General features: G+C 63.3%; 23 protein-coding genes. 10 read left to right on the top strand and 13 right to left on the bottom strand.

Annotation, left to right across the window (positions count from 1 at the left end; translation table 11 throughout):
* Positions 1-60 precede the first annotated feature (60 nt).
* Entirely contained in the window at positions 61-522 is a 462-nt protein-coding gene (locus BM222_RS07790; protein WP_092227673.1) for an Lrp/AsnC family transcriptional regulator, read from the top strand.
* Positions 523-661: 139 nt separating this feature from the next.
* Here BM222_RS07790 and BM222_RS07785 read toward each other — a convergent pair whose 3' ends face one another.
* The 8 genes from BM222_RS07785 to BM222_RS07750 all read right to left on the bottom strand — a co-directional run bounded on the left by BM222_RS07785 (position 662) and on the right by BM222_RS07750 (position 11,150).
* On the bottom strand, positions 662-1,741 hold the full coding sequence (locus BM222_RS07785) for a zinc-binding dehydrogenase (RefSeq protein WP_092227672.1): 1,080 nt from the start codon (positions 1,739-1,741) through the stop codon (positions 662-664).
* Between the two features lie 60 nt (positions 1,742-1,801).
* On the bottom strand, positions 1,802-2,746 hold the full coding sequence (locus BM222_RS07780) for a DMT family transporter (protein WP_177243074.1): 945 nt from the start codon (positions 2,744-2,746) through the stop codon (positions 1,802-1,804).
* A gap of 185 nt (positions 2,747-2,931) precedes the next feature.
* Positions 2,932-3,771, bottom strand: a complete 840-nt coding sequence (locus BM222_RS07775; RefSeq protein WP_092227670.1) for an aldo/keto reductase — start codon at positions 3,769-3,771, stop codon at positions 2,932-2,934.
* Positions 3,772-4,020: 249 nt separating this feature from the next.
* Positions 4,021-6,726 carry a nitrate reductase gene (locus BM222_RS07770; RefSeq protein WP_092227669.1) on the bottom strand — a complete coding sequence of 902 codons (2,706 nt, stop codon included), beginning with the start codon at positions 6,724-6,726 and terminating at the stop codon, positions 4,021-4,023.
* A gap of 1 nt (position 6,727) precedes the next feature.
* Positions 6,728-7,945, bottom strand: a complete 1,218-nt coding sequence (locus tag BM222_RS07765; protein WP_092227668.1) for an NAD(P)/FAD-dependent oxidoreductase — start codon at positions 7,943-7,945, stop codon at positions 6,728-6,730.
* A 10-nt stretch (positions 7,946-7,955) separates the two neighbouring features.
* A complete protein-coding gene (locus BM222_RS07760) occupies positions 7,956-8,384 on the bottom strand; it encodes a globin family protein (RefSeq protein ID WP_092227667.1) in 429 nt (142 codons plus the stop codon).
* A 122-nt stretch (positions 8,385-8,506) separates the two neighbouring features.
* A complete protein-coding gene (locus BM222_RS07755; RefSeq protein WP_092227774.1) occupies positions 8,507-9,898 on the bottom strand; it encodes an MFS transporter in 1,392 nt (463 codons plus the stop codon).
* A 334-nt stretch (positions 9,899-10,232) separates the two neighbouring features.
* Positions 10,233-11,150, bottom strand: coding sequence for an intradiol ring-cleavage dioxygenase (locus tag BM222_RS07750; RefSeq protein ID WP_092227666.1), 918 nt, complete (start codon positions 11,148-11,150; stop codon positions 10,233-10,235).
* Positions 11,151-11,310: 160 nt separating this feature from the next.
* Here BM222_RS07750 and BM222_RS07745 point away from each other — a divergent pair, with 160 nt between their 5' ends.
* On the top strand, positions 11,311-12,585 hold the full coding sequence (locus tag BM222_RS07745; RefSeq protein WP_092227665.1) for a serine hydrolase domain-containing protein: 1,275 nt from the start codon (positions 11,311-11,313) through the stop codon (positions 12,583-12,585).
* Between the two features lie 242 nt (positions 12,586-12,827).
* Here BM222_RS07745 and BM222_RS07740 read toward each other — a convergent pair whose 3' ends face one another.
* Positions 12,828-13,061 carry a hypothetical protein gene (locus tag BM222_RS07740; RefSeq protein WP_092227773.1) on the bottom strand — a complete coding sequence of 78 codons (234 nt, stop codon included), beginning with the start codon at positions 13,059-13,061 and terminating at the stop codon, positions 12,828-12,830.
* 137 nt (positions 13,062-13,198) lie between these two features.
* Between BM222_RS07740 and BM222_RS07735 the strand changes: the two genes are divergently transcribed.
* From BM222_RS07735 to BM222_RS07725, 3 genes are all read left to right on the top strand, one after another.
* Positions 13,199-13,543 carry a DUF1236 domain-containing protein gene (locus BM222_RS07735; RefSeq protein ID WP_092227664.1) on the top strand — a complete coding sequence of 115 codons (345 nt, stop codon included), beginning with the start codon at positions 13,199-13,201 and terminating at the stop codon, positions 13,541-13,543.
* A gap of 338 nt (positions 13,544-13,881) precedes the next feature.
* Positions 13,882-15,339 (top strand): sensor histidine kinase, encoded by a 1,458-nt coding sequence (locus BM222_RS07730; protein ID WP_092227663.1) that lies wholly within the window; start codon positions 13,882-13,884, stop codon positions 15,337-15,339.
* A 16-nt stretch (positions 15,340-15,355) separates the two neighbouring features.
* The gene (locus BM222_RS07725; RefSeq protein ID WP_092227662.1) at positions 15,356-16,489 is read left to right on the top strand and encodes a mandelate racemase/muconate lactonizing enzyme family protein; all 1,134 of its coding nucleotides are present in this window, start codon (positions 15,356-15,358) and stop codon (positions 16,487-16,489) included.
* Between the two features lie 161 nt (positions 16,490-16,650).
* Here the strand turns inward: BM222_RS07725 and BM222_RS07720 are convergent, their stop codons facing one another.
* The 3 genes from BM222_RS07720 to BM222_RS07710 form a co-directional block, all read right to left on the bottom strand.
* Positions 16,651-17,202, bottom strand: coding sequence for a hypothetical protein (locus BM222_RS07720; RefSeq protein WP_092227661.1), 552 nt, complete (start codon positions 17,200-17,202; stop codon positions 16,651-16,653).
* 269 nt (positions 17,203-17,471) lie between these two features.
* Entirely contained in the window at positions 17,472-18,203 is a 732-nt protein-coding gene (locus BM222_RS07715) for a cytochrome c biogenesis CcdA family protein (protein ID WP_092227660.1), read from the bottom strand.
* A 208-nt stretch (positions 18,204-18,411) separates the two neighbouring features.
* Positions 18,412-18,678: a hypothetical protein gene (locus BM222_RS07710; RefSeq protein ID WP_092227659.1), complete on the bottom strand. Its 267-nt coding sequence runs from the start codon at positions 18,676-18,678 to the stop codon at positions 18,412-18,414.
* 460 nt (positions 18,679-19,138) lie between these two features.
* On the opposite strand from BM222_RS07710, the gene BM222_RS07705 reads away from it, so the two are divergent.
* The 5 genes from BM222_RS07705 (at position 19,139) to BM222_RS07685 (ending at position 23,740) form a co-directional block, all read left to right on the top strand.
* Positions 19,139-20,188 carry a LysR family transcriptional regulator gene (locus BM222_RS07705; RefSeq protein WP_092227658.1) on the top strand — a complete coding sequence of 350 codons (1,050 nt, stop codon included), beginning with the start codon at positions 19,139-19,141 and terminating at the stop codon, positions 20,186-20,188.
* Between the two features lie 29 nt (positions 20,189-20,217).
* Positions 20,218-20,589, top strand: a complete 372-nt coding sequence (locus BM222_RS07700) for a helix-turn-helix domain-containing protein (RefSeq protein ID WP_020608151.1) — start codon at positions 20,218-20,220, stop codon at positions 20,587-20,589.
* A 401-nt stretch (positions 20,590-20,990) separates the two neighbouring features.
* On the top strand, positions 20,991-22,403 hold the full coding sequence (locus BM222_RS07695; protein WP_244547029.1) for a L,D-transpeptidase family protein: 1,413 nt from the start codon (positions 20,991-20,993) through the stop codon (positions 22,401-22,403).
* Between the two features lie 122 nt (positions 22,404-22,525).
* Positions 22,526-23,341, top strand: a complete 816-nt coding sequence (locus tag BM222_RS07690) for an enoyl-CoA hydratase (RefSeq protein ID WP_092227657.1) — start codon at positions 22,526-22,528, stop codon at positions 23,339-23,341.
* A 120-nt stretch (positions 23,342-23,461) separates the two neighbouring features.
* On the top strand, positions 23,462-23,740 hold the full coding sequence (locus tag BM222_RS07685; RefSeq protein ID WP_092227656.1) for a hypothetical protein: 279 nt from the start codon (positions 23,462-23,464) through the stop codon (positions 23,738-23,740).
* 39 nt (positions 23,741-23,779) lie between these two features.
* Here the strand turns inward: BM222_RS07685 and BM222_RS07680 are convergent, their stop codons facing one another.
* Positions 23,780-24,859, bottom strand: a complete 1,080-nt coding sequence (locus tag BM222_RS07680) for an isocitrate/isopropylmalate dehydrogenase family protein (RefSeq protein ID WP_092227655.1) — start codon at positions 24,857-24,859, stop codon at positions 23,780-23,782.
* Between the last annotated feature and the right edge of the window lie 121 nt (positions 24,860-24,980).

Raw genomic sequence — 24,980 nt, 5'->3', positions numbered from 1 at the left:
GTACGCGCAAATATTGGGATAGCATACCAAGAACTGCGCCAAGCCAAGGGTTTTATTCTAATGACTGAGCTGGACACCATCGACCGCAAGATCCTCGCTTTGCTGCAGACCGACAGCCGGCTGACCATGCAGGAACTCGCCGACAAGGTCGGGCTTTCGGTCTCGCCCTGCCATCGCCGGGTGAAACTGCTGGAGGAGCGCGGCGTGATCTCGCGGTACATCGCGACCGTGGACCAGAAGGCGCTGGGACTGCATGTCAGCGTCTTCATCTCGATCAAGCTGGCGCGACAGAAGGAGGAGGACCTCAACCGCTTCGCGCGCGCCATCTCGAAATGGGACGAGGTGCTGGAGTGCTATCTGATGACCGGCAATCGCGACTATCTCTTGCGCGTCGTCGCGGCGGACCTCGCCTCCTACGAGACCTTCCTGAAGACAAAACTGACCCGGCTCGACGGCATCGCCTCGATCGAGTCGAGCTTTGCGCTCAGCCAGGTCAAATATTCGATCGCGCTGCCGGTATGAGGCGACGCTCCCTCCTCGTCATTGCGAGCGCAGCGAAGCAAATCCGGACTGTGTCCGTGGAAAATTTCTGGATTGCTCCGTCGCACCAGCGCAAAATGGCTACGCGATTTTGTCGCGGGCTCCTCGCAATCACGGTGCACTACCGCCACGGCTGCACGATGATCTTGGTGTGCGCCTCGGGATTGGCGAGATCGGCGAAGGCCTTTGCGACGCCATCGATACCCACTTCCGCCGTCACCATGGCGGCGGCGTCGACCTGCCCTTCCGCGATCAGGCGCAGCGATGCCGCAAACTCCTCCGGCGTGTAGCCGAGCACGTACTGAACGTTGAGCTCCTTCATGATGCCGAGCATGGGCTCGTTGGTGTCGCTCTCCATGCAGACGCCGACCACGACGATCTTGGCATCGCGGGGCGCGCCCTCGAACACCTGTTGCAGCAGGCCGGGTACGCCGACACATTCGAAGATCACCGCAGGCTTCAAGGCCGGCAGCATGGCCTGGAACGGCGGCCGCGCCGCCTTCTCCGTCTCCGACATCTGCGCGTGCTCGGCCCAGGTCGCATAGGGCTGCGACACCCCGGGATCGACGACGATATCGGCACCGAGCTTTGCGGCAAGCGCACGCCGCGCCGGCGAATAGTCGGCGGCGACGATCGGGTGCAGGCCCTTGATCTTCAGCGCCGCGATCACCGCAAGCCCGACCGGGCCGCAGCCGATCACCAGCGGCACCTCACCGCCTTGGATATTTGCCTTCGCCACCGCGTGAACGCCGACGGCGAGCGGCTCGGTCAATGCGGCATGTTCCGGCGCGAGGCCGTTGGGCACTTCCAGCAGCAGCGCCTCGCTGAGCAGCATCGCTTCCGCATAGCCGCCGACAAAGTCGTTGGAATAGCCGATGCCTTTGATGCCGTCAGGCGTCAGCAGCGCCGGGAGCGAGCACACATGCGTGCCCGGCTTGAGGTTTCGCGCCGTACCCGGGCCGTAGTCGACGATCTCGCAGCAGAACTCGTGGCCGAACACGACGTCGCGCGACAGATCCATCGGCGTACGTCCGGTCTTCCTGGCCATCTCCACCATCCGCGGCGCATGCTGGCGCGCGTGCAGGTCGGAGCCGCAAATGCCGCAAGCGAGCGTCTTGACCAGCACCTGGCCGGGGCCGGGCTTCGGCTCGGCCATCTGGCCAACCACAATCTCACCGTTCCTGAAAATCGCAGCCCGCATCCGGCTCCTCCCGTCACGTTGGAGCCGTTGATAGCACGTATCAGGACGCGCAATCTTGCGTCAGGGGTTTGGAGAACGCGCAGCCTGCACCAGGAGCTGGGCACGGCGAATGCGCTCGCGATGGGCGATGTAGAGACCGCTGGCGACGATGAAGGCGGCGCCGGTGACGGTCCAGACATCAGGCACTTCACCGAACAGGAAGAAGCCCAGAATACTGACCCAGAGCAATTGCGTGTAGGAGAACGGCGCCAGCACCGAGGCGTCGCCGTAGCGATAGGCGAGCACGATGATCCACTGGCCGACGGTGGAGGCAACGCCGATCACGATGCCCAGGCCAATGCCGGTCCAGGTCGGCGTCACCCACACGAACGGCACCATCACGCTGAGGATCGCAACGCCCGTCAACGCCGAATATGCCATCGTCGTGAGAACGGCTTCGCGCCCGCTCATCATGCGCGTCATGATCAACGCGGCAGCCCAGCAGAAGGCAGAGACGATCGGAAAGAAGGCCGCAACATGGAACGCGCTCGAGCCCGGCCGCAGGATGATCATCACGCCCACGAGGCCGATCGCTGTTGCGATCCAGCGCCGCATGCCGACCTTCTCGCTGAGGAAGATGATCGAGAGCGCGGTGACGAACAGCGGCGAGACGAAACCGGTGGCAGAGGCCTCCGCGATGGGAAGGAAACGCAGACCGGTGATGAAGAACAGCGAGGAGCCGAGCAATGCGACACCGCGCATCAATTGCAGCCCCGGGCGTTCGGTGCGCATCGCATGCAGCGGCGAGCCCGGCAGCATCACCGGCACGAACATCAGCGCGAATGTCAGGAAGCGTATCCAGGTGATCTCGATCGACGGCAGGCTCGACGAAAGATATTTCGCTGTGACGTCGGAGCAACCGAGGAACACGGTTGACAGCAGCACCAGCGCGATACCTTTGAAGGGATGGTCGACGCGCCCAGGCGCACGGCGAGCCTCCTGCTTTTTCTCCGGCACGGCAGGCATGGCAATACTATCGAGCCTTGCGGCTGCGGCGGGCGGCGGTGTCACGGCTAAACCTGGGAATTTCGATTCGGGAACGATTGTAAAAAACGACAAATGGGCCGCTTTCACAACTTCCGAAAACAGGATGCCGATATGCGCTCACGTCCGCGCGCGTCAATACTCCATTAATAATGCAGGATTGTGCACTACAGCATGGGCAGGCTGCGCGGCTTCGGACCGCGCCGAAACGCCGCATCCAGCGCCGAAATCTCTTCTTTCGTCAAAACGAGATCGCCGGCGGCCGCATTTTCGCCGGCGTGTTCCGCGGACGACGCCTTCGGGATCGCAAACACCGTAGTGGTACGGGTGAGGAAACTCAGCGCGACCTGACGCGGGGTGGCGCGACGCGCCTCCGCAATGCGCGCCAGCACCGCGCCGCCCTTGCTGCGCTCGTCCGGAAAATCATCGTGCCCGAACGGCGAATAGGCGACGACCGCGACACCGTTCCGCTCGCACCACGGGATCACCGCATGCTCGATCGCGCGCTCCCTCAGGTGATAGAGCACCTGATTGCAGGCGATCTTGCCTTCGCCCGAAACCTCCAAGATTTCGTCGAGGTCGTCGGCGTCGAAATTCGAGACGCCCCAGGATTTGATCTTGCCTGATGTCACCAGCTCCTCGAATGCGGCGACGGTGTCTTCAAGATCATACGAACCGCGCCAGTGCAGCAGATAGCAGTCGAGCCGATCGGTGTTCAGCCGCTTCAGCGAGCGCTCGCAGGCCGTGATGGTGCCGCGGCGCGAGGCGTTGCTCGGCAACACCTTCGAGACCAGGAACACCTCGTCGCGGCGGCCCGCGATCGCATCGGCAATGACGAGCTCGGCATCGCCATACATCTCGGCGGTGTCGATATGGGTCATGCCGAGATCGAGCCCGCGCCGAAGCGCCGCGATCGCGCGTTTGCGGTCACCGTGATCGAGATACCAGGTCCCCTGCCCGATCACGGAGACGTTGGCGCCTGACTTGCCGAAGGGGTGCGTGTGCATGTTTGTCTCCGATCTCAGCTGCCCACGTCGTCCTGGTGGAAGCCAGGATCCACGGTAGATAGTGACCACACTGCGCTTCGACAACGCGGATCGGGGTAATGGGTCCTGACTTACGCACGACGATCGGCAGATCGCATTCACCTGCCTCAGCACCGTCATTGCGAGCGCAGCGAAGCAATCCAGAATCTTTCCGAGGTGGGACTCTGGATTGCTTCGCTGCGCTCGCAATGACGATGAAAAGAGCTGGGCCTACCCTGCCGCACCAGCGAGCTTGGCCTCTTTCACCGGCATCGCCTCGCTCGCTCCGATCAGGCGCTTCAGCTCGGGAATGCAGGAGCCGCAATTGGTGCCGGCGTTGAGCTTGGCTCCGATCTCGGCGGCGGTGCGCGCGCCTGCTGCGATGGTATCGCAAATGGTGCCACGGCCGACGCCGAAGCAGGCGCAGACGACCGGGCCGGTCGCCGCGGCGCCCTCGCCGGACTTGCCTGACAGCAGCAGGCGGCGCTGATCATCGGTGACGCGATCGGCCGCAAACAGGCTCTTGACCACCTCCCAGTCGCCCGCATCGTGCGCGGGGCCGACGAACAGGCAGGTCTCGATGCGATCTCCGGCGAATGACGCCGCACGATAAACGCCGCCGCCGAAATCTCGATAGTCGGCCACGTCCTCGCCAGCGAGGCCGTCGAGCCAGGCCGGCCAGCGCGACAGGTCCGCGTTGTCGGCGAAGATATAGCCGAACCCGCCGGCGACAGTCGCGCGGGTCCATAAAACGTTCGGCGGCAGCTGGAGCTGCTTCCGCGAGAGCGCAAAGCCGCGGAACACGAATTCATAGGGCGCGATCGCGGCCGGCGTGGCCTTCGATTCCGGCTGCCCCGAGAACGGATCGGTGAATGATGCGACCAGCGCACCGACGCGGCCGTGCGAGGCGTTCGTCCCGCTCCAGTGGATCGGCACGAACAAGGTACCGCGCTGCTGCCGTTCGCTGACGACGGCCTTCAGGATGCACTGACCGAAATCGGTGGTGACGCGGGCATAGCCGTCATGGGCAATGCCGTATTTGCTGGCGTCGTCAGGATGAATCTCGACGAACGGCTCGGGCAGATGCGCCCCCAGCCGCTGGCTGAGGCCCGTGCGCGTCATGGTGTGCCACTGGTCGCGGATGCGCCCGGTGTTGAGCCTGAGGGGACGCGACGGCCCGGTCTCGCTGCGCAGCGCCGGCACTTCAGGCGCGACGAAGCGGCCTTTGCCGTCGTTCGTGAAAAAGCCCCCCGTCGCAAAGAAGCGTTCGCCCGGAGCCTCGCCCTCGCGCGCGGGCCATTGCACCGGTGTCAGGGCATCGAAGGCTTCATCGGACAGCGACGTCAGCGCGCCAATGTCGAAATCGCGGCTGCCATTGTTCTCGAACGCCGAGAGCGCGGCGTGCTCGCGGAAAATCTCGGCGGCGGATTTGTAATTGAAACTGTCGCCGAAGCCGAGCCGCTTGGCGGTCTCACTCAAAATCCACCAGTCCGGCCGCGCCTCTCCCGGCGCCGGCAGGAACGAGCGCTGGCGCGAGATGCGGCGTTCGGAATTGGTCACGGTGCCCGACTTCTCGCCCCAGGCGAGCGCCGGCAGCAGCACATGCGGGCCGGCTTCGACCGTGTCGTTGGAGACCACGTTCTCGGAAATGACGAACAACTCGAGCTTCTTCAAGGCAGCGCGCACCATGTCCGCGTCGGGCAGCGACACCGCCGGGTTGGTGCCCATCACCCACAGCGCCTTGACCTCGCCGCGATTGATCGCCTCGAACAGCTGCACCGCCTTCAACCCCTCATGGGTGGCAATGCGGGGCGCCTTCCAGAACCGCCTGACGCGGTCGATGTCCGGCGGCGTGAAGCCCATATGCGCGGCCAGCATATTAGCGAGGCCGCCGACCTCGCGGCCACCCATCGCATTGGGCTGCCCCGTGAGCGAGAACGGCGAAGCGCCCGGCTTGCCGATGCGTGCCGTCGCGAGATGGCAGTTCAGGATCGCGTTGACCTTGTCGGTGCCCTGCGCCGACTGGTTGACGCCCTGCGAGTAGAGCGTGACGACGCGCTCGGTGTCGCGGAACATCCTGAAGAAGGTTGCGACGTCCTGCTCGGAGAGGCCTGTCGCCAGCGCAGTCGCCGTAACGCTGCCGGCGATGTTGCGCGCGCGTGCGAGGGCGTCGTCGAAGCCCGACGTGTTCTTCGCGATGTAACCGTGATCCAGCGCGCCGCTGTCGGCGAGGTGGACGAACAGGCCCGAGAACAGCGCGGTGTCGGTTCCGGGCTTGAGCCCGAGGAACAGATCGACGTCGCTCGCAGTATCGGTGCGCCGCGGATCGATCACGATCATCCGCGCGCCGCGCTCTTGCCGGTTCTTCAGCATGCGCTGGAACAACACGGGATGGCACCAGGCCGCATTCGAGCCGACGAAGATCAGCAGATCGGCCTGGTCGAGATCCTCATAGCAGCCCGGCACGGTGTCTGCCCCGAAGGCACGGCGGTGGCCGGCGACCGAGGACGACATGCAGAGCCGCGAATTGGTGTCGACATTCGCGGTGCCGACAAAGCCCTTCATCAGCTTGTTGGCGACGTAATAATCCTCGGTGAGGAGCTGGCCGGAGAGATAGAACGCGACCGCATCGGCGCCGTCGCGCGCGATGATGTGCTGCATGCGATGGGCGACGTGATCGAGCGCATCGCTCCAGGCAACGCGTTCCAGCACGCCCTTGCAACGGATCATCGGATGCAGCAGCCGGCTCTCGAGCCCGACGGTCTCGCCGAGCGCGGAACCCTTCGAGCACAGCCGGCCGAAATTGGCGGGATGCTCAGGGTCGCCGGCGATCGCCGCACCGCCGGCGCCGTCGGGCGTTGCGAGCACGCCGCAGCCGACGCCGCAATAGGGACAAGTCGTCTTGGTGGCGCGGAGCGCCGGATCGATCGCCGTCATGTCAGGCAGCCTTCGAAGGAATCGCGAGCGCGCGGCCGAACATCATGTCGGCGCGGAACCTCGCGATCTTCTCGCGGGTGCGGATCAGCTCGAGATACCAGAGTGCTTCCGCAGTATCGCCGATCAGCACGGCGCCGGTCAGGCATCCGTCGGCGATGACGAGCTTCTTGTAGGTCCCGCGCCTGCGGTCCGACAGCACGAGGCTCTCGCTGCCGTCGGCGCCCATGAAGTCGCCGGCGGAGAACACGCTGACACCGGACACTTTCAGATTGGTCGAGACCACGCTGCCCTGATAGGCGGCGGGCCGGCCACCGAGATGCCGGGCCAGCACGCGCGCCTGCTCGTAGGCGGGCTCGACCAGGCCATAACAGGTGCCGCGATGCTCGGCGCATTCGCCGAGCGCGTAGATGTCGGCAGACGCAGTCTGCATCACGTCGTTGACGACGATGCCGCGGTTGACCGCGATGCCGGCTTCCTTGGCGAGCGCAATGTTGGGCCTGATGCCGGCGGCGAAGATCACGGCGTCCGCCTCGATCCGGCTGCCATCGGCAAGCTCGACGGCCTCGACCTGGCGCTCGCCATCGATGCGGGCGGTCGAGGCGTTGAGCATGATGCGGATGCCCTTGCGCTCGACCAGCATCTTGAGCAGACCGGCAGCCGGCCCATCGAGCTGGCGCTCCATCAGCCGGTCCATCAGATGCAGCAGCGTCACGGGCGCACCGGCCTTGGCAAGACCGTAGGCCGCCTCAAGGCCGAGCAGCCCGCCGCCGACCACGACGACGCGCTTCTTCGCCGCTGCAAGCGTCAGCAGCAGGTCGACGTCGCGGGTGTCGCGAAAGGTGTGTACGCCGGCGAGATCGGCGCCCGGCACGTTCAGGCGCAGCGGCGTCGATCCCGTGGCGAGAACGAGCTTGGAATATTCCATGCTCTCCTCGCCGGCGATCTTGAGCTCGCGGCGGCCGGTGTCGATCTCGGTGACGCGATAGCCGTAGCGCACGGTGACCCCGCGATGACGCCACCAATCGGCTGGCCGGAGCTCGATCTCGTGCGAGCCGGTCTCGCCGGCCAGCACGGAGGAGAGCAGCACGCGGTTGTAAGCGAGCCGCGGCTCCTCGCCGATCACAGCGACCGCATAGCGGCCGAGCGCAGTCTTGGCGAGCTCGTCGACCAGACGCGCTGCCGCCATACCGTTACCGACGATGACCAGCGGTTCGCTCACAAGGCATCTCCTATTCGGCGGCCTGCGCCTCTGAGCCGTAGGCCTCGGATATCATGTAGCCGGACAGCACGTCGTAAGCGTCGGTCCAGGCGGTGGCGAGCTCGGGCGTCCAGGCCTCGCCAAGGCCCTTCTCCAGGGTCCACAGCAAGGTCGCGCCGACCACGGGATAGTGCTCGGCCTTGGCGCCGTAGGCGACGTGACGCTTGGCGAGCGCCGACGCCGCCGGAAGAATCGTTTCGAGATTCGACAGGCCGCCGACGACGGCGGCGAGCATGCCCATCAGCTTCTTGCGCTGCTCGGTCATGTCCTCGGGAAACATCGCGCGCACCGAAGGGGCAACTTCGAACAAGCGATCGTAGAACAGCTGCGAGGCAGCTTCTGAAATCGGCGCGACCTTGGAGAAGCTTTGCTGCACGAGGGCGATCTGCTGAGGAGTCATGATGTTGTCCTGTCTGTTTCGGTCTGCCTTCGTCCGCGCCGTTGCGGAAAAAGTTCATTGTTCAAACGTCATCAGAGCGGCTTCTCCCCGCGTGCGGAGAGAAGCGATTTTCGTAACGAGTGTCAGACGCGAGCCTCGGCGAGGCTTGGCGCGCCTGCAGCCTGCGGGCTGCGACGCAGATAGAACCACCAGGTCAGTCCAAGGCAGACGGCGTAGAAGGCGAGGAAGATGGCGAGCGCGACCTGCGGTCCGCCCGTCATCGCGATCGACTTGCCGAAGCTGCTCGGGATCAGATAGCCGCCGACAGCACCGACCGCACCGATGAAGCCGACAGCGGCGCCGCTCTCGATGCTCGCGGTCTTCAGCGCCATTGCCCGCGCTGCATCGCCCTTGCCGCGCACCTTGAACAGGTTTTGTTCGCGGAAGATCGAGGGGATCATGCGGTAGGTCGAGCCGTTGCCGATTCCCGTCGTCAGGAACAGGATCAGGAACATCGCAAGGAAGCCGGTGAAGTCCTTCTGCCCGACGAAGTAGAGCACGCCGATCGTAGCGGCCGCCATCGCGATGAAATTCCAGAAGGTGATGATGGAGCCCCCAACCTTATCGGCGAGCCAGCCGCCGAACGGACGCGACAGCGAGCCAACCAGCGGACCGAGAAACGCGATCGAGATCGTGACCGTGGGAAACTGCGTCTTGATCAGCAGCGGAAACGCGGCGGAGTAGCCGATGAAGGAGCCGAACGTTCCGATGTAGATGAAGGCCATGATCCACGTGTGCTTGCGCTTGACGATGGCAAGCTGGTTCTTGATCGACGACTTGGCCGAGGTCAGGTTGTTCATGAAGAACACCGCGCCGAACACCGCGATCGCGATCGGCAGCACCCACATCAGCCCTGCGTTCTGGAGATAGACGCCGCCGACCGGCGCTGCCTGGAACAGGTTGATGACGGCGAGCGTCATCAGGATCGGCGTCAGGAGCTGCACGCTGGAGACGCCGATATTGCCGCCGGCCGCATTCAGGCCGAGCGCCCAGCCCTTCATGCGATCCGGGAAGAAGAAGGAGATGTTGGTCATGCTGGAAGCGAAATTGCCGCCGCCGAGACCGGCGGTCGACGCAACGAGCAGCATCAGCCAGAACGGCGTGTCGGGGTGGCTCACGAAGTAAGCAAGCGACAAGGTCGGAATGAACAGGATCGCCGCGCTGAAGATGGTCCAGTTGCGACCGCCGAAGGTGGTGACCGCGAAGGTATAGGGAAAGCGCATCAACGCCCCGATCAGGCCGGGGACGGCGACAAGCTGGAACAGTTCGTCGGTCGAGTAGTGGAAGCCTGCCTGCGGCAGCTTGGTCGCGACGATGCTCCAGATCAGCCACACCGAGAAGCCGATATGCTCGGCCACGATTGACCAGATCAGGTTACGCCGGGCGACGGCTTTGCCGCCCGCATTCCAGAACGCCTCATCTTCGGGGCGCCAGTCAGAAATCCACGTCTGATTCAGAGACGGATCCTTCGTCATTGATAATCCCTTTTGGTCGCGCCGCTGCGTCGTTGCAGTCTGGGCCTCCGCGCGCGGAAGCATGCTCCGAGGCTTCACCCCGGCGGCGAGTTCACGATGCTGATTGATGATGTCGAGTGACGGCGTCGGTGGCGTCAGAGCCTGCTATTCAAGCTCTGTGCCAGCTCTCTCACTCTTAAGAAACCACCGAAAAACAATGACTTAGATTGTATGATGAAATATTGGGCGCGCCCAAAATTGCATCAAAAAGGCGCGGCGCGCCCAATTCTTGAATGACGATTCGCTCACTCCTTGTGCCACGCACAACAAATGAGCGAATGCCTAAAAAGTGTCGTCAGGCCGGCTCGGCCGCCTTGGTCCCAAGCGGCCGGGGCGCAATGCCGCCGCCCGGCTTGAGACGGAACTCATAGCTCATCAGATGCCATCGCCCGTTCGCCTTGGCACCGTCGGGCATCTCAGGGTCATTGCGCGGCTCGATCTTGGCGATGAGATCGTCCTTGACCCCGAACACGACGTCGGAATCCAGATATTTGTCGCCCTCCATGAAGACGTGCGTGATCAGCGGCTCATAACCGTTTGCATTGACCAGGAAGTGCACATGCGCCGGGCGCATCGGGTGGCGCCTGGTCTGCACGATCATCTCGCCGACCGGCCCGTCGGTCGGGATCGGATAGCTGCACGGCAGGATGGTGCGGAAGAAGAAGCGGCCGTCGCTATCGGTGATGAAGCGCGCCCGTGCCGAGGCACCGACCTCGTCATAGTTCGCCTTCTGTGAATCGTAGAAGCCGTCATCGTCGGCATGCCAGACATCGACCGGAACGTTCGCAAGCGGCTTGCCGTGAAGATCGGTAACGCGGCTCTGCACGAACATCCGCTCGCCCGTGAGATTGTTCGGCGAGATGTCGGTGCCGTGCGCGGTCACCTTGTGCTCGCCGACATAGAACGGGCCGAGCACGGTGGTCTGGGTGGCGCCGTCGCGGTCGCGATGGTTGACCGCGTCGACCAGCATGGAGACGCCGAGCACATCGGAGAGCAGGATGAACTCCTGGCGGGTGTCGGTGCATTTCTGGCCGGTGCGGGTCAGAAAATCGATGGCGTATTCCCATTCCTCGAAGGTGAGACCGGTCTTGCTCACGTAATCGTGCAGCGATTTCACCAATTCCTGGAGCAGGAATTTCGCACGCGCATCCGGGGTGTTGTCGAAGCTCTTGATGACGGCGTCGGTGAGTTCAGTCTCGTTGAACTGGGTCATGGTGCGTTTGCCCTCGGTTTTCTCGTTGGCCCGGTCGGGCTCCTTGGCGTCCCCGGCTGAAATCTACACCATCAGGCAGCCCAGCGTTAAGCGCGACCCGCTTGGAATGGGGCCATCATTTCGGCTATCAACGTCCGAGAAAAACTGCCCGGAGGAACTGATGCTCGCCCCGACCCCCGCCTCGCCCGAATCCGTGGGCCTGTCCAAGGCCGCGCTCGACCGTGTCGATGCCCATCTGAAGGTCAGGTACATCGATGCCGGCCGCTTCCCGGGCACGCATCTCCTGGTCTACCGCCGCGGCAAGATCGCCCACAGCTCGGTGCAGGGCCTTGCCGATGTCGAACGCAAGGTGCCGGTCAGGGACGACACCATCTATCGCATCTATTCCATGACCAAGCCGCTCACCAGCGTCGCTTTCATGATGCTGGTCGAGGAAGGCCTGGTCGCGATCGACGAGCCCGTCTCCAAGTACATTCCGGAATGGAAGAATTTGGGCGTGTACGTCGCTGGCACCCACCCCAACTTCCTGACCCGCCCGCCGTCCCGGCCGATGCTGATCGTCGACCTGCTGCGCCACACCTCCGGGCTGACGTACGGCTTCCAGCAGCGCTCCAATGTCGATGCCGCCTATCGCGCTGAGAAGATCGGCGAGGTCGAGAAATCGGGCACGCTCGATGGCATGATCGAGAGCCTCGCAAAAATTCCGCTGGAGTTCTCGCCGGGCGAGTCCTGGAACTACTCGGTCTCGACCGACGTGATCGGCTATCTCGTCGGCAAGATCTCGGGAATGCCGTTCGAGCAATTCCTGAAAACACGCATCCTCGATCCGCTCGGCATGACCGATACCGATTTTCATGTGCCGGCCTCGAAGGCGCATCGCTTCGCCGCCTGCTACAACGCCGATCCTAGCGGTGGCTTTACATTCCATGCCGGCCAGCGCCGCGAAGGCCTGACGCTCCAGGACGATCCGACCAAGAGCTCGTTCCTGTCCCCGCCATCCTTCATCTCCGGTGGCGGTGGGCTGTGCTCGACGATGGCCGACTATCTCACCTTCTGCCGCGCCCTGCTCAACGGCGGCGAGCTTGGCGGCGTACGCTTGATCGGACCGAAGACGCTGGCGCTGATGACCAGCAATCACATTCCCGGCGGACAGGCGCTGCCTGATGTGTCGCGCTCGCTGTTCTCGGAGGCGACCTACAACGGCATCGGCTTCGGCCTCGGTTTTGCGGTGACGATGCGTCCCGCCGAGACCCTGATCGCCGGCAGCCCCGGCGAATACAATTGGGGCGGCGCGGCGACGACCTCGTTCTGGATCGATCCGGCCGAGGAGCTGATCACCATCTTCATGACGCAGGTGCTGCCGTCGAGCGCCTACCCGCTCCGGCGCGAGCTGCGCAGCATGGTCTACGCCGCCATCACCGAGAGCAATCTCTGAGAGTCCAACATTCGTTGCAACAGGCGTTGCGAGCGATCGCAAAGCCTGTTGCTATTTGCCTAAAGCGCGATGAGATTGGGTCGAATCGTCATCGCGCTTTAGCTCCTTGTTTGCGTATGATTTTCGGAAAACTTTTCCGGATCATGCTCTAGTGGAAATGGCCGATCAAATAGATGCCGCCGCCGATCACCAGCACGGCGGGGACGGCCCACAAAATCAACACTGGCATTTTGTCGTCCTCCTCAGTTTGACGTGCAGACCTTGACGGTCTTCATGCTGCTCTCAGCCTCCGAGCGCGACTTGTAGACCGCGCCCGAGGGGCTGACGACGGTCATGCTCGTGTCGGTCGGCTTCTTGTCGACGACCGTGCACTTCTTGGTCTTGACGTCCTGCACGACGTAGAATTCGTCGGCCGCGAACGCCGGCACGGTGAATGCAGCAATCATCACGGCTGCGGTTGCGATCCTCAACTTCATTCTCTCCTCCTCCAATTGCCGGACATTCGGCGCCCGGTCCATCTACAAACAGGAAAAACTAGCAATTTGTTCCTATCGGCCGGGAACGTCAGCTGCGGTGAGCTGTTAGTGCGGGGCTTATTCGTGAGGAGGACAAAATGAAGAAGCTGTTCCTGCTGTCCGCAGCAGTGATGATGATCTCGACCGGCGCGTTCGCGCAATCGACCGTGGTGACGACGACCGGAACCAGTCATGCCGCGGCGGTTCAAATCGAGCCGCAATACCGGACGCGGATCAAATCCTACGTCACCGAACATCATCTGCGGCCGGTGACGACGAAGGAGAAGATCGTCGTCGGCGCCACGGTTCCGAGCGACGTCACGCTCGAGGCGGTTCCGGAAGATTGGGGTCCGTCCCTGACAAAGTATCGCTACGTCTATTCCGGCGATCGCGTGATGCTGGTGGATCCCGGCACGCGAGCGGTCGTGCAGGAAATTGATTAAGGCGTGACGCACGGGCGGCCGCCCCGAGAGGGCGGTCGCTCCTGCGGAGTTCATCACATGACATCGCATCGAGAAGCCCGCATCGCTGGGCTGAGCCTGGCGGCGGTGTATGCCGTGTGCCTGCTGCTCACCGCCATCAGCATGAGCTGAAGCGCCGGCGACTGCGCTGCAAAATGTCCCCGATCCGCTCCCCGGACACGAAAATCGTGGCGCAGCTCAGATACTGCCCGTATGGTTTGACAAAACCATAATCCGGCGCCGCAGCGCCGGAACCGGGACGCCCGCGTTTGTCAAAGCTCTCCCTGCCGGTCCGGCTCGCTCTCCTGGTCACGGGAACGATGTTGCCGCTGATCGCCTTTGCCGTCGGCCTCGCTTATTCCAACTATCGTCAGGACCGCAGCGATGCGACACGCCGGGTGCTCGAGACGGTGCGAAGCATGCGCCTCGTGCTCGATTCCGAGGTGCAGCGGATGACGGGCGGACTGCAGGTGCTCGCGCTCAGCGAGTCCTTGCGCAACGGAGACTTCGACGGCTTCCGCCGATTGGCCGTCGGCTTCATCAGTCAGTATGGCGAGGACAGCGTCCTGCTGCTGGCCGACAGGTCCGGGCACCAGCTGTTCTCGACGGCGACGACCGAAACGACGAACCTGCCGCCACGCAACAACCACGAGATCGTCGAGCGGGTGTTCGCGAGCAAGGCGCCGCAATATTCCGATCTGTTCATCGGGGCGACGAAGAAACGGCCCATTGTGACGGTCGAAGTCCCCGTGCTGCGCGATGGCGAAGTCGTCTATGCGCTGTCCTTCAGTCCACCCATTGCGATATTCCAGAAACTTGTCGAGCGGCAGCGGCCGAATGATCGATGGACCGTGTCGCTTCTGGACGCAAAAGGCCTGATATTTGCTCGGGCTCCCAACCCGGCCGAGACGTTCGGCAAGAGGGCGTCGGGCGCGCTGTACGACATCATGTTTCGCACGCCGGAAGCCACCCTCTCGACCGTTTCGCTCGATGGTGTCGCATTGTCCTCCGCCTATACGCGGTCGCAGCTGACGGGCTGGACGGTCGTTGCCGGCGTCACCGAGAGCTCGCTGATCGCGCCATTGTGGCGCAACATCGCGATCACCAGCCTGATCGGCGGCGTGCTGCTGCTTGTCGGCCTGACCTTTGCGGTCCGGATGGCGACAACGATCGCGCGCGGGGAGATGCTGCACAGTCTCTTGATCGAGGAGCTCAACCACCGCGTCAAGAATACGCTCGCCTTGATGCAGGCCATCGCGGTGCAGACGTTTCGCAGCGCAAGCCGCGACGAGCGAACGAAGTTCGAGGGCCGCCTTGGCGCGCTCGCCGAAGCGCACAATCTCCTCAGCCAGGAGAAGTGGGCCGGCTCGGAGCTGCGGGACGTGATCGCGCGCGCGCTCCGGCCGTTCCTGCTCGCAAATCCCGATCGAATCCGGATCGCCGGCCCCGCGGTGCCACTGTCGCCGCGACTTGCCGTGGTGCTGTCGATGATCGTGCACGAGATCGCCACCAATGCCGCGAAATACGGCGCGCTGTCCAACGAGATCGGCCGAGTGACGCTGGAATGGGAGGTCATGTCCGATGCGCCGAAGCCGCGGTTGCGGCTGATCTGGACCGAGCTCGGCGGCCCGTTGGTGACGGCGCCCGTGCAGCGCGGCTTCGGCTCGCGCCTGATCGAGCGCAGCGCACGCGATCAGCTCGGCGGCGAGGCAACGGTGGACTTCTTGCCGCGCGGCGTGATCTGCACGGTAATTTGCGCTCTGGATGGGGAGCGGTGAACGGAGGATATCGGCGATGAAGATCACGGCGGTTCGCAGCCACATCCTCGAGGCGAAGCTCTCGCAAGCTTTTGCCTATTCGCGGGCCTGGTACGACACCCGCACCGCGATGCTGGTCGAGATCGAGACCGACACCGGCCTGACCGGCTGGGGCGAATGCTACGGCCCGGCGCGGATGACGGCGGCCGTGGTGAACAACGTCGCATCCTGGCTGATCGGCGAAGATCCGCTGCGCACCGATGTGTTGTGGCAGACGATCTACGCGCGTTTACGCGACCACGGTCAGAAGGGCGTCGTGATCCAGGGCCTCAGCGGCATCGACATCGCGTTGTGGGACATCAAGGGCAAGCATTTTGGCGTGCCCGCGCATCAGCTGCTGGGCGGCGCGGCGCGCAATGAGGTGCAGGCCTATGCCACCGGACTTTACCGGCGCAAATCCGGCAATCCGCTCGTATACCTGCCGGATGAAGCGGCCTCCTATGCCGCGGAAGGCTTTCGCGCCGTGAAGCTGAAGGTCGGCTTTGGCATCGCGGAGGATGCCGCGGTTACGCGCGCCGTGCGCGAGGCGATCGGCCCTGATGTCGCGCTGATGGTCGATGCCAACCACGCCTATGACGCCGTCGCTGCGATCCGGCTCGGACGGCTGATCGAGGCCCACGACATCGAATGGTTCGAGGAACCGGTACCGCCGGAGGACGTTGCGGGCTATCGCGCGGTGAAATCCGGGCTGACGATCCCGATCGCCGGCGGCGAGTGCGAGTTCACGCGCTTCGGCTTCCGCGATCTGTTCGCCTCGCACGCGCTCGATATCGCCCAGCCCGACACCTGCGCGGCCGGCGGTCTCAGCGAATGCAAGAAGATCGCCGACATGAGCGAGGCCTTCGGCATCCGCTACAATCCGCATGTCTGGGGCACCGGCATCGCGATCGCGGCCTCGCTTCAGCTCCTCGCCGTGCTGCCCTCGCACACCCCGACCTCGCTGGCGCCGCTCGAGCCGCTGCTCGAATTCGACCGTACCGAACATCCGATCCGGCAGGAAATTCTGAAACAGCCGATCGAGCATGTGAAGGGCGTCGTTCGTGTGCCCGACGGTCCCGGGCTCGGCGTCGAGATCGACCGCAAGGCGCTGGCGCGGTTCGCGGTGAATTAGAACTGGGCTTAACGCTCTTCGTGTCCGCAGTTGTCGCAACAGGAGACATCATTCGGATACGAAGGCATGTCGTCCTTGGGCCAGAGGACTATCTGCCGAGTTGAAGTGGCACCCGGCCCACTATGAGGGCTGCAAGGGAGGTCAGATTGACCGAATTGCAATCATTTTTGAGGCACGACGCTTTCGATCGCACTCTTTGCGGCACTGAGGTTACTGATCACCTTTGTACTTTGCGCTGCAGCCGTCGTTCCTCTGCCACCCCAGATAGGAACTCCAGACGAGCCGCCCGAACAGTAGTTCCCGGTGAGTATAGTATTTACATCTTGCAGGTTCTTGATCGACTCCGGAATGACGGCTGCAATTCCAGACATAACTTGATGTGCGCGCGCCAAATCTTTCTCTAGGGCAAGCGATTTTTGTTGACATGCATCAGCATAACTCCTCGCCTTCTGCAGCTCTTGCTCGGTGGCGGGCTTACCTTGATTTGCTTGCTGCAATTCAACTTGCAGAGTGTTCACCTGCCTCTGCAGAGATCGCGCGTCGAACGCCATGTACTGCAATATGGCGCCGACCAAGACGAGGGCAAAGCAGAAAAACATGAAAACGTAAATAGGCGTACCTCTCGCGCCACCTCGTAGCAGGAGATAGGTCAAAAACGCTAAAAGAAAACCTAGGCCGATGGCACCGGCGCTCAATATCGCTGGAATGTCCATTAAAAGTAATCCTTCGCAAGGAGTCTTTGAAATGGCTCGCGCGGGACCGCAGAGGCTTGGCAGCGAATTTCCGCTCAAAGCAGTTTGCAACTCGTAACAGACTAAATCTACTACAGGTTGTATCGTGCTGCAAAGCTTGGCAAGCGGGAATGTGACCCTTCCGATAGTCAGGTTGATGGCGTCGGCTTTGGGCCCACAAGCCGACAATAACGATCGCCCGAAGCGCTTCGCTTTATTCTCGGAACGCGGCCCATGAGGAGCCGCGCGCCCTATCCGATCGTCTGCAGCGCCGGAAACGTCTCCAGCAGCCAGATGCTCACATTGGAGACCGCGCCGGTGAGGAAGCCGATCCCGGTGATCACCATCAGCACGCCCATGGCGCGCTCCACATTGACGAGCTGGCCCTTCATGCGGGCGAATAGTTTCGAGAATTGCTCGATCATCAGCGCTGCGATGAGGAAGGGAATGCCGAGGCCTGCGGAATAGACGGCGAGCAGCCCTGCGCCCTTCGTCACCGTCGCTTCGGCCGCGGCGATCGAGAGGATCGCGGCGAGGATCGGGCCGATGCAGGGCGTCCACCCGAATGCAAAGGCCAACCCCATCACATAGGCGCCCCACAGCCCGACGGGTTTTGGCGCGGTCAAGCGGCCCTCGCGCATCAACAGGCCGATCCGCGTCAGCCCGAGGAAGTGCAGGCCCATGATGATGATGACGATGCCGGCGAGGATCGACAGTTCCGCCGACCAGGCGCGGATCAGGGCGCCGATCAGGGAGGCGCTGGCGCCGAGCGCCACGAACACCGTGGAGAAGCCGAGCACGAACAGCAGCGCCGCCATCATGATCGCGCGCTTCGAGGCCGTATCTGGCTCATTGCTCTCGACATGCTCGATCGTGGCGCCGGTGAGATAGATCAGATAGGGCGGGACGAGGGGCAGGACGCAGGGTGAGAGGAAGCTGACGAGACCGGCAATCAGCGCGGCCGTAATCGAAACATGTTGCATGATGCAGTCGGAACCATCCCGGGCCCTCGGGCCGGGCGCGGGGAACGCGCGCGGGACCGGAGCCGAACCGGCTCTGGTGTAGCCGATGCCGGGGATTGCGCAACAGAGGCGCGATCAAACCAGGGCTCCTCCCGATGCCATCTGCGATCACAGATACGGCATCGGGACGCGCACAAATCTCGCCAAAAAGCGAGATCAGGCGGCGCGGCTATTTCACCACGCGGAGCAGCGGACGCCGGGGCTGGTCCTGCGTCTGCTTGGAGGGGGATAGCGGCTCGCTGGCAGCGCTCCGCAGCATTTCGTCGCACAGCGCCTTGAGGTCGGCACTGTCAATTCCTTTGAGCTTCATTCTCACGTCGAGGATGACGATCGAAAGCAGCTCAGCCGATTCACGGCTGTTGCTCTCGTTAAGAACTTTGCGGCACTCCTCGAGCGTCTCGAGCACCGACTGCAATTGTTGGTCTGAATGCGACACCGGAGTTCTTTCCGTTAGTTCGGGCTGCGAGACGTGCTTGAAGCGATCCCCTCGGCCCCCAAAGCGAACCGAGGATAGCACGGAGAGTCCGTGCCCTCGAAGACGATTTCAATGCGTTTTCGCGTCGAAACTGCGGTTCCAGACGGCATCGCTCTGCGGTTGATGCGGCGAAAGCCGATTACAGAGATGCGATGGATGCATTCCGGGGACACGCGCAAATCCCGCACGCCACCCTGCGGTCCGTAGGGACCCCGCAATTCCCGCAGCCATTCCAGGGCTCGCAATGGAATGCACGTCTACCCCTCTTCCGGGCAAGAATGAGCCCGATTCCCAGCTCCAGACACACCCAAATACCATCTCGGGCGCGGTAAGTATGGCGTTCAAAACTCGCCACCCCGCAACCCGCCGTGGTTGTGGTTTGCGCTAGATTCTGCCAGTTTAGCAAGCCGAAGGGACTTGTATGCACTCCTTAGCGGAAAGGGGCGTTCCACGGGAAGAACGCCTAAAGACAAACATCAGCGGCCTCTCCGATTGGGACGCGGCCCGCATTTTCCTGGAAGTCGTTCGATGCGGAAGTTTTCGCTCGGCGGCCGAACGCCTGTCCCTGTCGATCAATGCTGTGCGCCGGCGCATCGATGATTTCGAACGCCAGACCGGCACAACTCTTTTCACCCGCGACGTCCACGGCACCCACCTCACCGATGAAGGCGCACTGGTCGTCTCCGCCGTCGAGCGCATGGAGGCGGCGGCCTTCGACGTGCTGCGCACCAGCGATTCGACCGCCAACGCGCTCACCGGCGAGGTCCGCGTCGCCGTCACGGAAGGCTTGGGCACGTTCTGGCTCGCCCCGCGGCTCGTCGAATTCCAGCAGGCCTATCCGAATGTCCTGGTCGACCTGCACTGCGCGATGCGCTCGGCCGACGTTTCCCGCCACGAGGCCGACGTCGCTATCCATCTGTCGCGTCCCTCGGCGCTCGACGTCAAGCTGGTGCGGCTCGGCCGCATGCATTTGATGTTCTGGGCCTCCAAGGGTTACGTCGAGAAATATGGCGCGCCGCGCTCGGCTCTGGAATTGATCAAGCATCGCCTGGTGCTGCAATTCGCCGATCAGATCGCCGCGAAGGAAAGCTTTGAGAGCTTCTTCCCGGGCGTTCCGGAACGTGACCTTCTGGTCATGAAGACCAACGTCTCGAGCGCCAACTATTGGGCTGTCGCGAATGGCGCCGGAATCGGCGTATTCCCGAGTTACGCCATTGCGCTTGGCGGGAAACTGATTCCACTGGAGGTCGAGTTGAACCGACCGCTGGATATCTGGTTGTCGTACCATCCTGGTAGCGGCCGGATTCCCCGCGTGCGGCACATGATTGACTGGCTGATCGAAGCTTTCAATCCGGCTCGCTTCCCGTGGTTTAAGGAAGAATTCGTGCATCCGCATGAGTTCAAGGACTCGTATATGGGCGAACCCCTGACCCAGCTCTTCGGGGGATTTTCAACCGAAGAACAAAGGTGAAAACGAAAATGAAAGCAGCGGCGAAGAGAATGAAGCAGCGCAGCGCCGGCAAGCCGGACATCGAGCTTGGCAAGCGCATCCGTCTGCGGCGTGTCGAGATGAAGATCTCGCAGGCCGAGCTCGGCGAAAAGCTCGGGGTGAGCTTCCAGCAGGTCCAGAAATACGAGAAGGGCGTCAATCGCGTCGGCGCGGCTCGGCTTCAGCAGATCGCCTCCGCCCTCGATGTGCCGGTGACCTTCTTCTATGACGGCGACAACAAGGCCCGCGAAGTCGAAAGCCTCCTGTTCCTGGACTCGGCTTTCAGCCTCCGCCTGCTGCGCGCCTACAGCAAGATCAAGGATCAGACGGTGCAGCGTCAGCTCGTCTCGCTGATGGAATCGATCGCGGCCAACGAGAGCTGAGCCGGTCGAAGGTCCGGCCTTCATGGCCGATGTTCAATCCGCCGCGTCGCGGGCGCGGCTGGATTGGGCGAGACCTGATGCCTGGGACATGATGTCTGGGAGCATGATGTCTGGAAGTTGACGAGATCAGATTTGGTCTGCGCGCCACCTGTGCGCGAGCTTTGCTTCTTGGGGCGGCGTGGCCGCCCATTTTTTTTGCCTTCATTGGCTTTTTGACGGCCGTCGATCGCTGATTTCGCGAACCCGTCCCAGCCTTGCTGCGACCCAATCGAGAGAGCCCCCGGCGCAGCACGCGCGGGGCTTCGAGACGACTTGCTTAGTGGGACCGTAACCCCGATGCCCTAGCGTCCCGCCGATTTCAGCGAATCAGCGTCGGTGGCAAGGGCTGCCGAACATTGCCGATGCGAGCGCCCGTCGGGGGCCTCGACCTCACGGGAAAGACCAGACAGATGCCGAAATGCCATGCCTTGATCATTGCCATGAATCTGTTCGCGATGGGCCTCCTCCCCAGCGCGTCCGCATTCGCGCAGTCCGAGACCGCGGGTCAGGCCGGGCCCAAGGCCGCCGCCCCGTCCGGCACTGTCCCGGCCGCCGCCAACCCGGCCCACGCCGCCGTCCCGAAGGCCGCGGCTGCGGCAGCGGCCTCAACGGCCGAGAGTCGCTCGGCCGCAGCGCTGGCGCTGACCCATGAGCCGACGTTTGACGAGGGCACCGCCCAACGGATCAAGGACGCGGCGCTGAGCTATTCCGATCTGGCGGTGCGCGGCGGTTGGCCGACGATCCCCGCGGACGCCAAGTTCGCACCCGGCGTCCAGGGCCCCAATGACGATCTGCTGCGCAAGCGCCTGATCCTCACCGGCGACCTCGCGGCCGACAAGGCGAGCGGCGCCTTCGACCAGGATCTCTCCGATGGCGTGAAACGCTTCCAGGTCCGCCACGGACTTGCGCCGACCGGCACGATGACGCCGCGCACCCTCGCCGCGATGAATGTCCCGGTGCAGAAGCGCATTCGCCAGCTCGAGGCTTCGCTCGAGCGGCTCGAGAACACCAATTTCAGCTTCGGCCAGCGCTATGTCGTGGTCAACATCCCCGCGGCCTTTGCCGAAGCGGTCGAGAACGACGTCGTGGTGCGGCGCTATCGTGTCATCGTCGGCAAGACCGAAAAGCCCTCGCCGACGCTGACGGCGGAGATCACCGGCGTCGTCCTCAACCCGACCTGGACGGTGCCGTCCTCGATCACCAAGACCGAGATCTCCGCGCATATGCGCAAGGACCCCACCTATCTGTCGCGCATGCACATGGAGGTGCTCGACGGCCACGACAATCCGATCGATCCGCATTCGGTCGACTGGTCGGGCGCGCACACGCCCAATTTCACCGTGCGCCAGCAGAACGGCAGCTTCAACGCGCTAGGCGCGGTGAAGATCGACATGCCGAATTCGTATTCGGTCTATATGCACGACACCAACCAGCGCAGCCTGTTCAGCGACGATTACCGCTTCGATTCCCACGGCTGCTCCCGTGTCGACAATGTGCGCGATCTCGCCGCCTGGCTGCTCAAGGACCAGCCGAAATGGACGCGCGCAGCGATCGACGCCGAGATCGCGACCGGTCAGCATCAGGAGGTCGCCATGGCCAGGAAGGTGCCGGTGGCCTGGATTTATCTGACGGCCTGGATGACCAAGGACCAGACCATCCAGTTCCGCAACGACGTCTATAATCAGGACGAGCAGTTGCTGGAGGCGACGGCCGAAGAAGCGGCCTTCTTCAGCAATGCCGGCAACCATCCGCTGACCGCGCACATGGCCCAATAGGATGGCGCAGTAGGCATGCAATCGCGGGACGGGCGGATGCAAGCCTGCATCCCCCGCCACGATTGACCCGGGCCCCGGCCTGACAGCACATTACGCCTCGCCAACCGACGAGCGAGCGCGCGATGCCTGATCTGTCCCAAGAAACTCCCTATGCTGACGGCAAGATCCTCAAACAGGTCACCGACGGCGTCGGCATCATCACCTTCAACAATCCCGACAAGCGCAACGCGATGTCGCTGGAGATGTGGGAGGGATTTGGCGAAGCGCTGACGGCCTTGCGCGACGACGACGCGGTGCGCGTCGTGATCCTGCGTGGCGCCGGCGGCAAGGCGTTCGTGTCAGGCGCCGACATCAGCCAGTTCGAGAAGGTCAGGCATAACGCGGCGGCGTCCGAAGAGTATGGCAGGCGCAGCGCCGCCCAGCGCGCGCTGCTCGCCGATTACCCGAAGCCGACGATCGCATGCATCCAGGGCTTTTGCCTCGGCGGCGGCATGCAGCTCGCGATGCTCGCCGACATCAGGATATCGGCGCATGACAGCCAATTCGGCATTCCCGCGGCGAAGCTCGGCATCGCCTATGGCTATGACGGGTTGAAGCACCTGGTGTCGCTGGTCGGTCCGTCCTGGGCACGGCTCCTGATGTACACGGGCATGCGCATCGATTCCACGGAGGCGCTGCGCATCGGTCTCGTCGAACGCGTGATCCCGGACGAGCAGCTCTGGGGCGAGACCATGGCGATCGCCATCACGATCGCGCAGAACGCGCCGCTCGCGATCAAGGCCGCCAAGATCACCATCGCGCAGGTGCTGAAGGACGAGAGCGCTCGCGACATGGACGCCGTCAAGGCGATCGGCACGGCCTGTATGGACAGCAGCGATTTCCGCGAGGGCCGGCAGGCCTTCATGGAGAAGCGCAAGCCGCAGTTTTCGGGGAAGTGACGCTGAGGCGCGGGAAGCTGAACCTTCATTCACGAAGATTAAATTCCTCGCCGGACAGCGCTGCGACTGCAACCAACTGATTTGCCGCAAGTTCTCCCGGCACCAACGAGGGAGATCGCGATGAAACTCAAATTGGCTGTTCTTGGTCTGGCTGCCCTCGGCAGCGTGGCGCTGGCGTCGGGACAAGCGCTCGCAGCGATGCCGAACGGCATTCCGCAGGCCGACAAGGTCGCAAGCGGTCCGGCCGCCCCTGTCGATCAGGTGCGCTGGGTTTGTAATCCATGGGGCCGCTGCTGGTGGCGCCCGAACTATTACGGCGCTTATGGCTTCTACGCCCCTCGCCGGTTCTACGGCCCGCGTCCGTGGGGCTGGGGCCATCGCCACTGGCGCCGCTGGTGACGACGAAGGGGCCGCGAGGCCCCTTTCTCTTGCGGGGGGCTACAGCGCCGCGAGCACTGCCTTCGTGATGTCGGCCGTGCCGTTGCTGCCACCAAACTCGATCGGCTTGAGACCGTCGGCATAGACCCGATCCACCGCGCGCTCGATTCTTTCGCCCGCCTCCGTCGCGCTCTCGGCGCCGTGCTTGTCGGCAAGCCAGTCCAGCATCATCGCCGCCGACAGGATCATGCCCGTGGGATTGGCCTTGCCCTGTCCCATGATGTCGGGCGCGGTGCCGTGGCAGGGCTGGAACACGGCGTACTTGTCACCGATGTCGGCTGAGGGTGCCATGCCGAGGCCACCGATCAGGCTCGCGGTGATGTCGGAGACGATGTCGCCGAACATGTTCTCCATCACCATTACGTCGAAATCCCAGGGACGCTTGACCAGCATCGCCGAGCAGGCGTCGACATAGAGGCGATCGGTCTTCACATCAGGATGTTTCTTCGCGATCTCGTCGAAGATGCCGCGGAAGAAGGCGAACGCCTTGAACACGTTCGCCTTGTCGACGCAGGCAAGCGCGCCCTGCTTGCCGCGCGCCTTGCGCCGCTCGGCAAGGCGGAACGAGAAATCGAACAGCCGCTCGGAGGTCTTGCGCGTGATCACCATGGTCTCGCGCGCATCGTCATGCGTGACGACGCCTTTGCCCATCGAGGCGAACAGGCCCTCGGTGGACTCGCGGATCACGACGAGATCGATACCGCGCTTGTCGGCGCCGACGATCGGGCTCGGCACGCCGGGTATCAGCCGGGCCGGCCGCACGCCGGCATAGAGATCGAAGATGAAGCGCAGCTCGATCTGCGGCGCGATCTCTGTATTGTCGGGGTAACGCACCGACGGCAGGCCGCAGGCCCCGAGCAGGATCGCATCCGCCTCCTCGCAGAGCTTGATGGTCGAGTCAGGCATCGACTTGCCGGTCGCCACATAATTGTTGGCGCCGGCGGGCGCCTCGGTGAAGCGGAAGCGCAAGTCCGACTTCGCCTCGATCTTGCGCAGGACTTCGAGCGCGGGCGCCATGACTTCGGGACCGATGCCGTCACCGGCGAGCACGGCAATGTGGAAGGCGTTGTTTGCGGACATTTAAGAGGCCTCGAGGAAGGGAATTAGCCACGTCGTCTTGCGAGTCGTCATTGCGAGGAGCTCTTGCGACGAAGCAAATCCAGACTGCCCCCGCGGACGCATCTCTGGATTGCTTCGCTTC

The organism is Bradyrhizobium sp. Gha, assembly GCF_900113735.1.
Lineage (GTDB): Bacteria > Pseudomonadota > Alphaproteobacteria > Rhizobiales > Xanthobacteraceae > Bradyrhizobium.
This window is presented reverse-complemented; position numbering and strand designations above follow the sequence as displayed.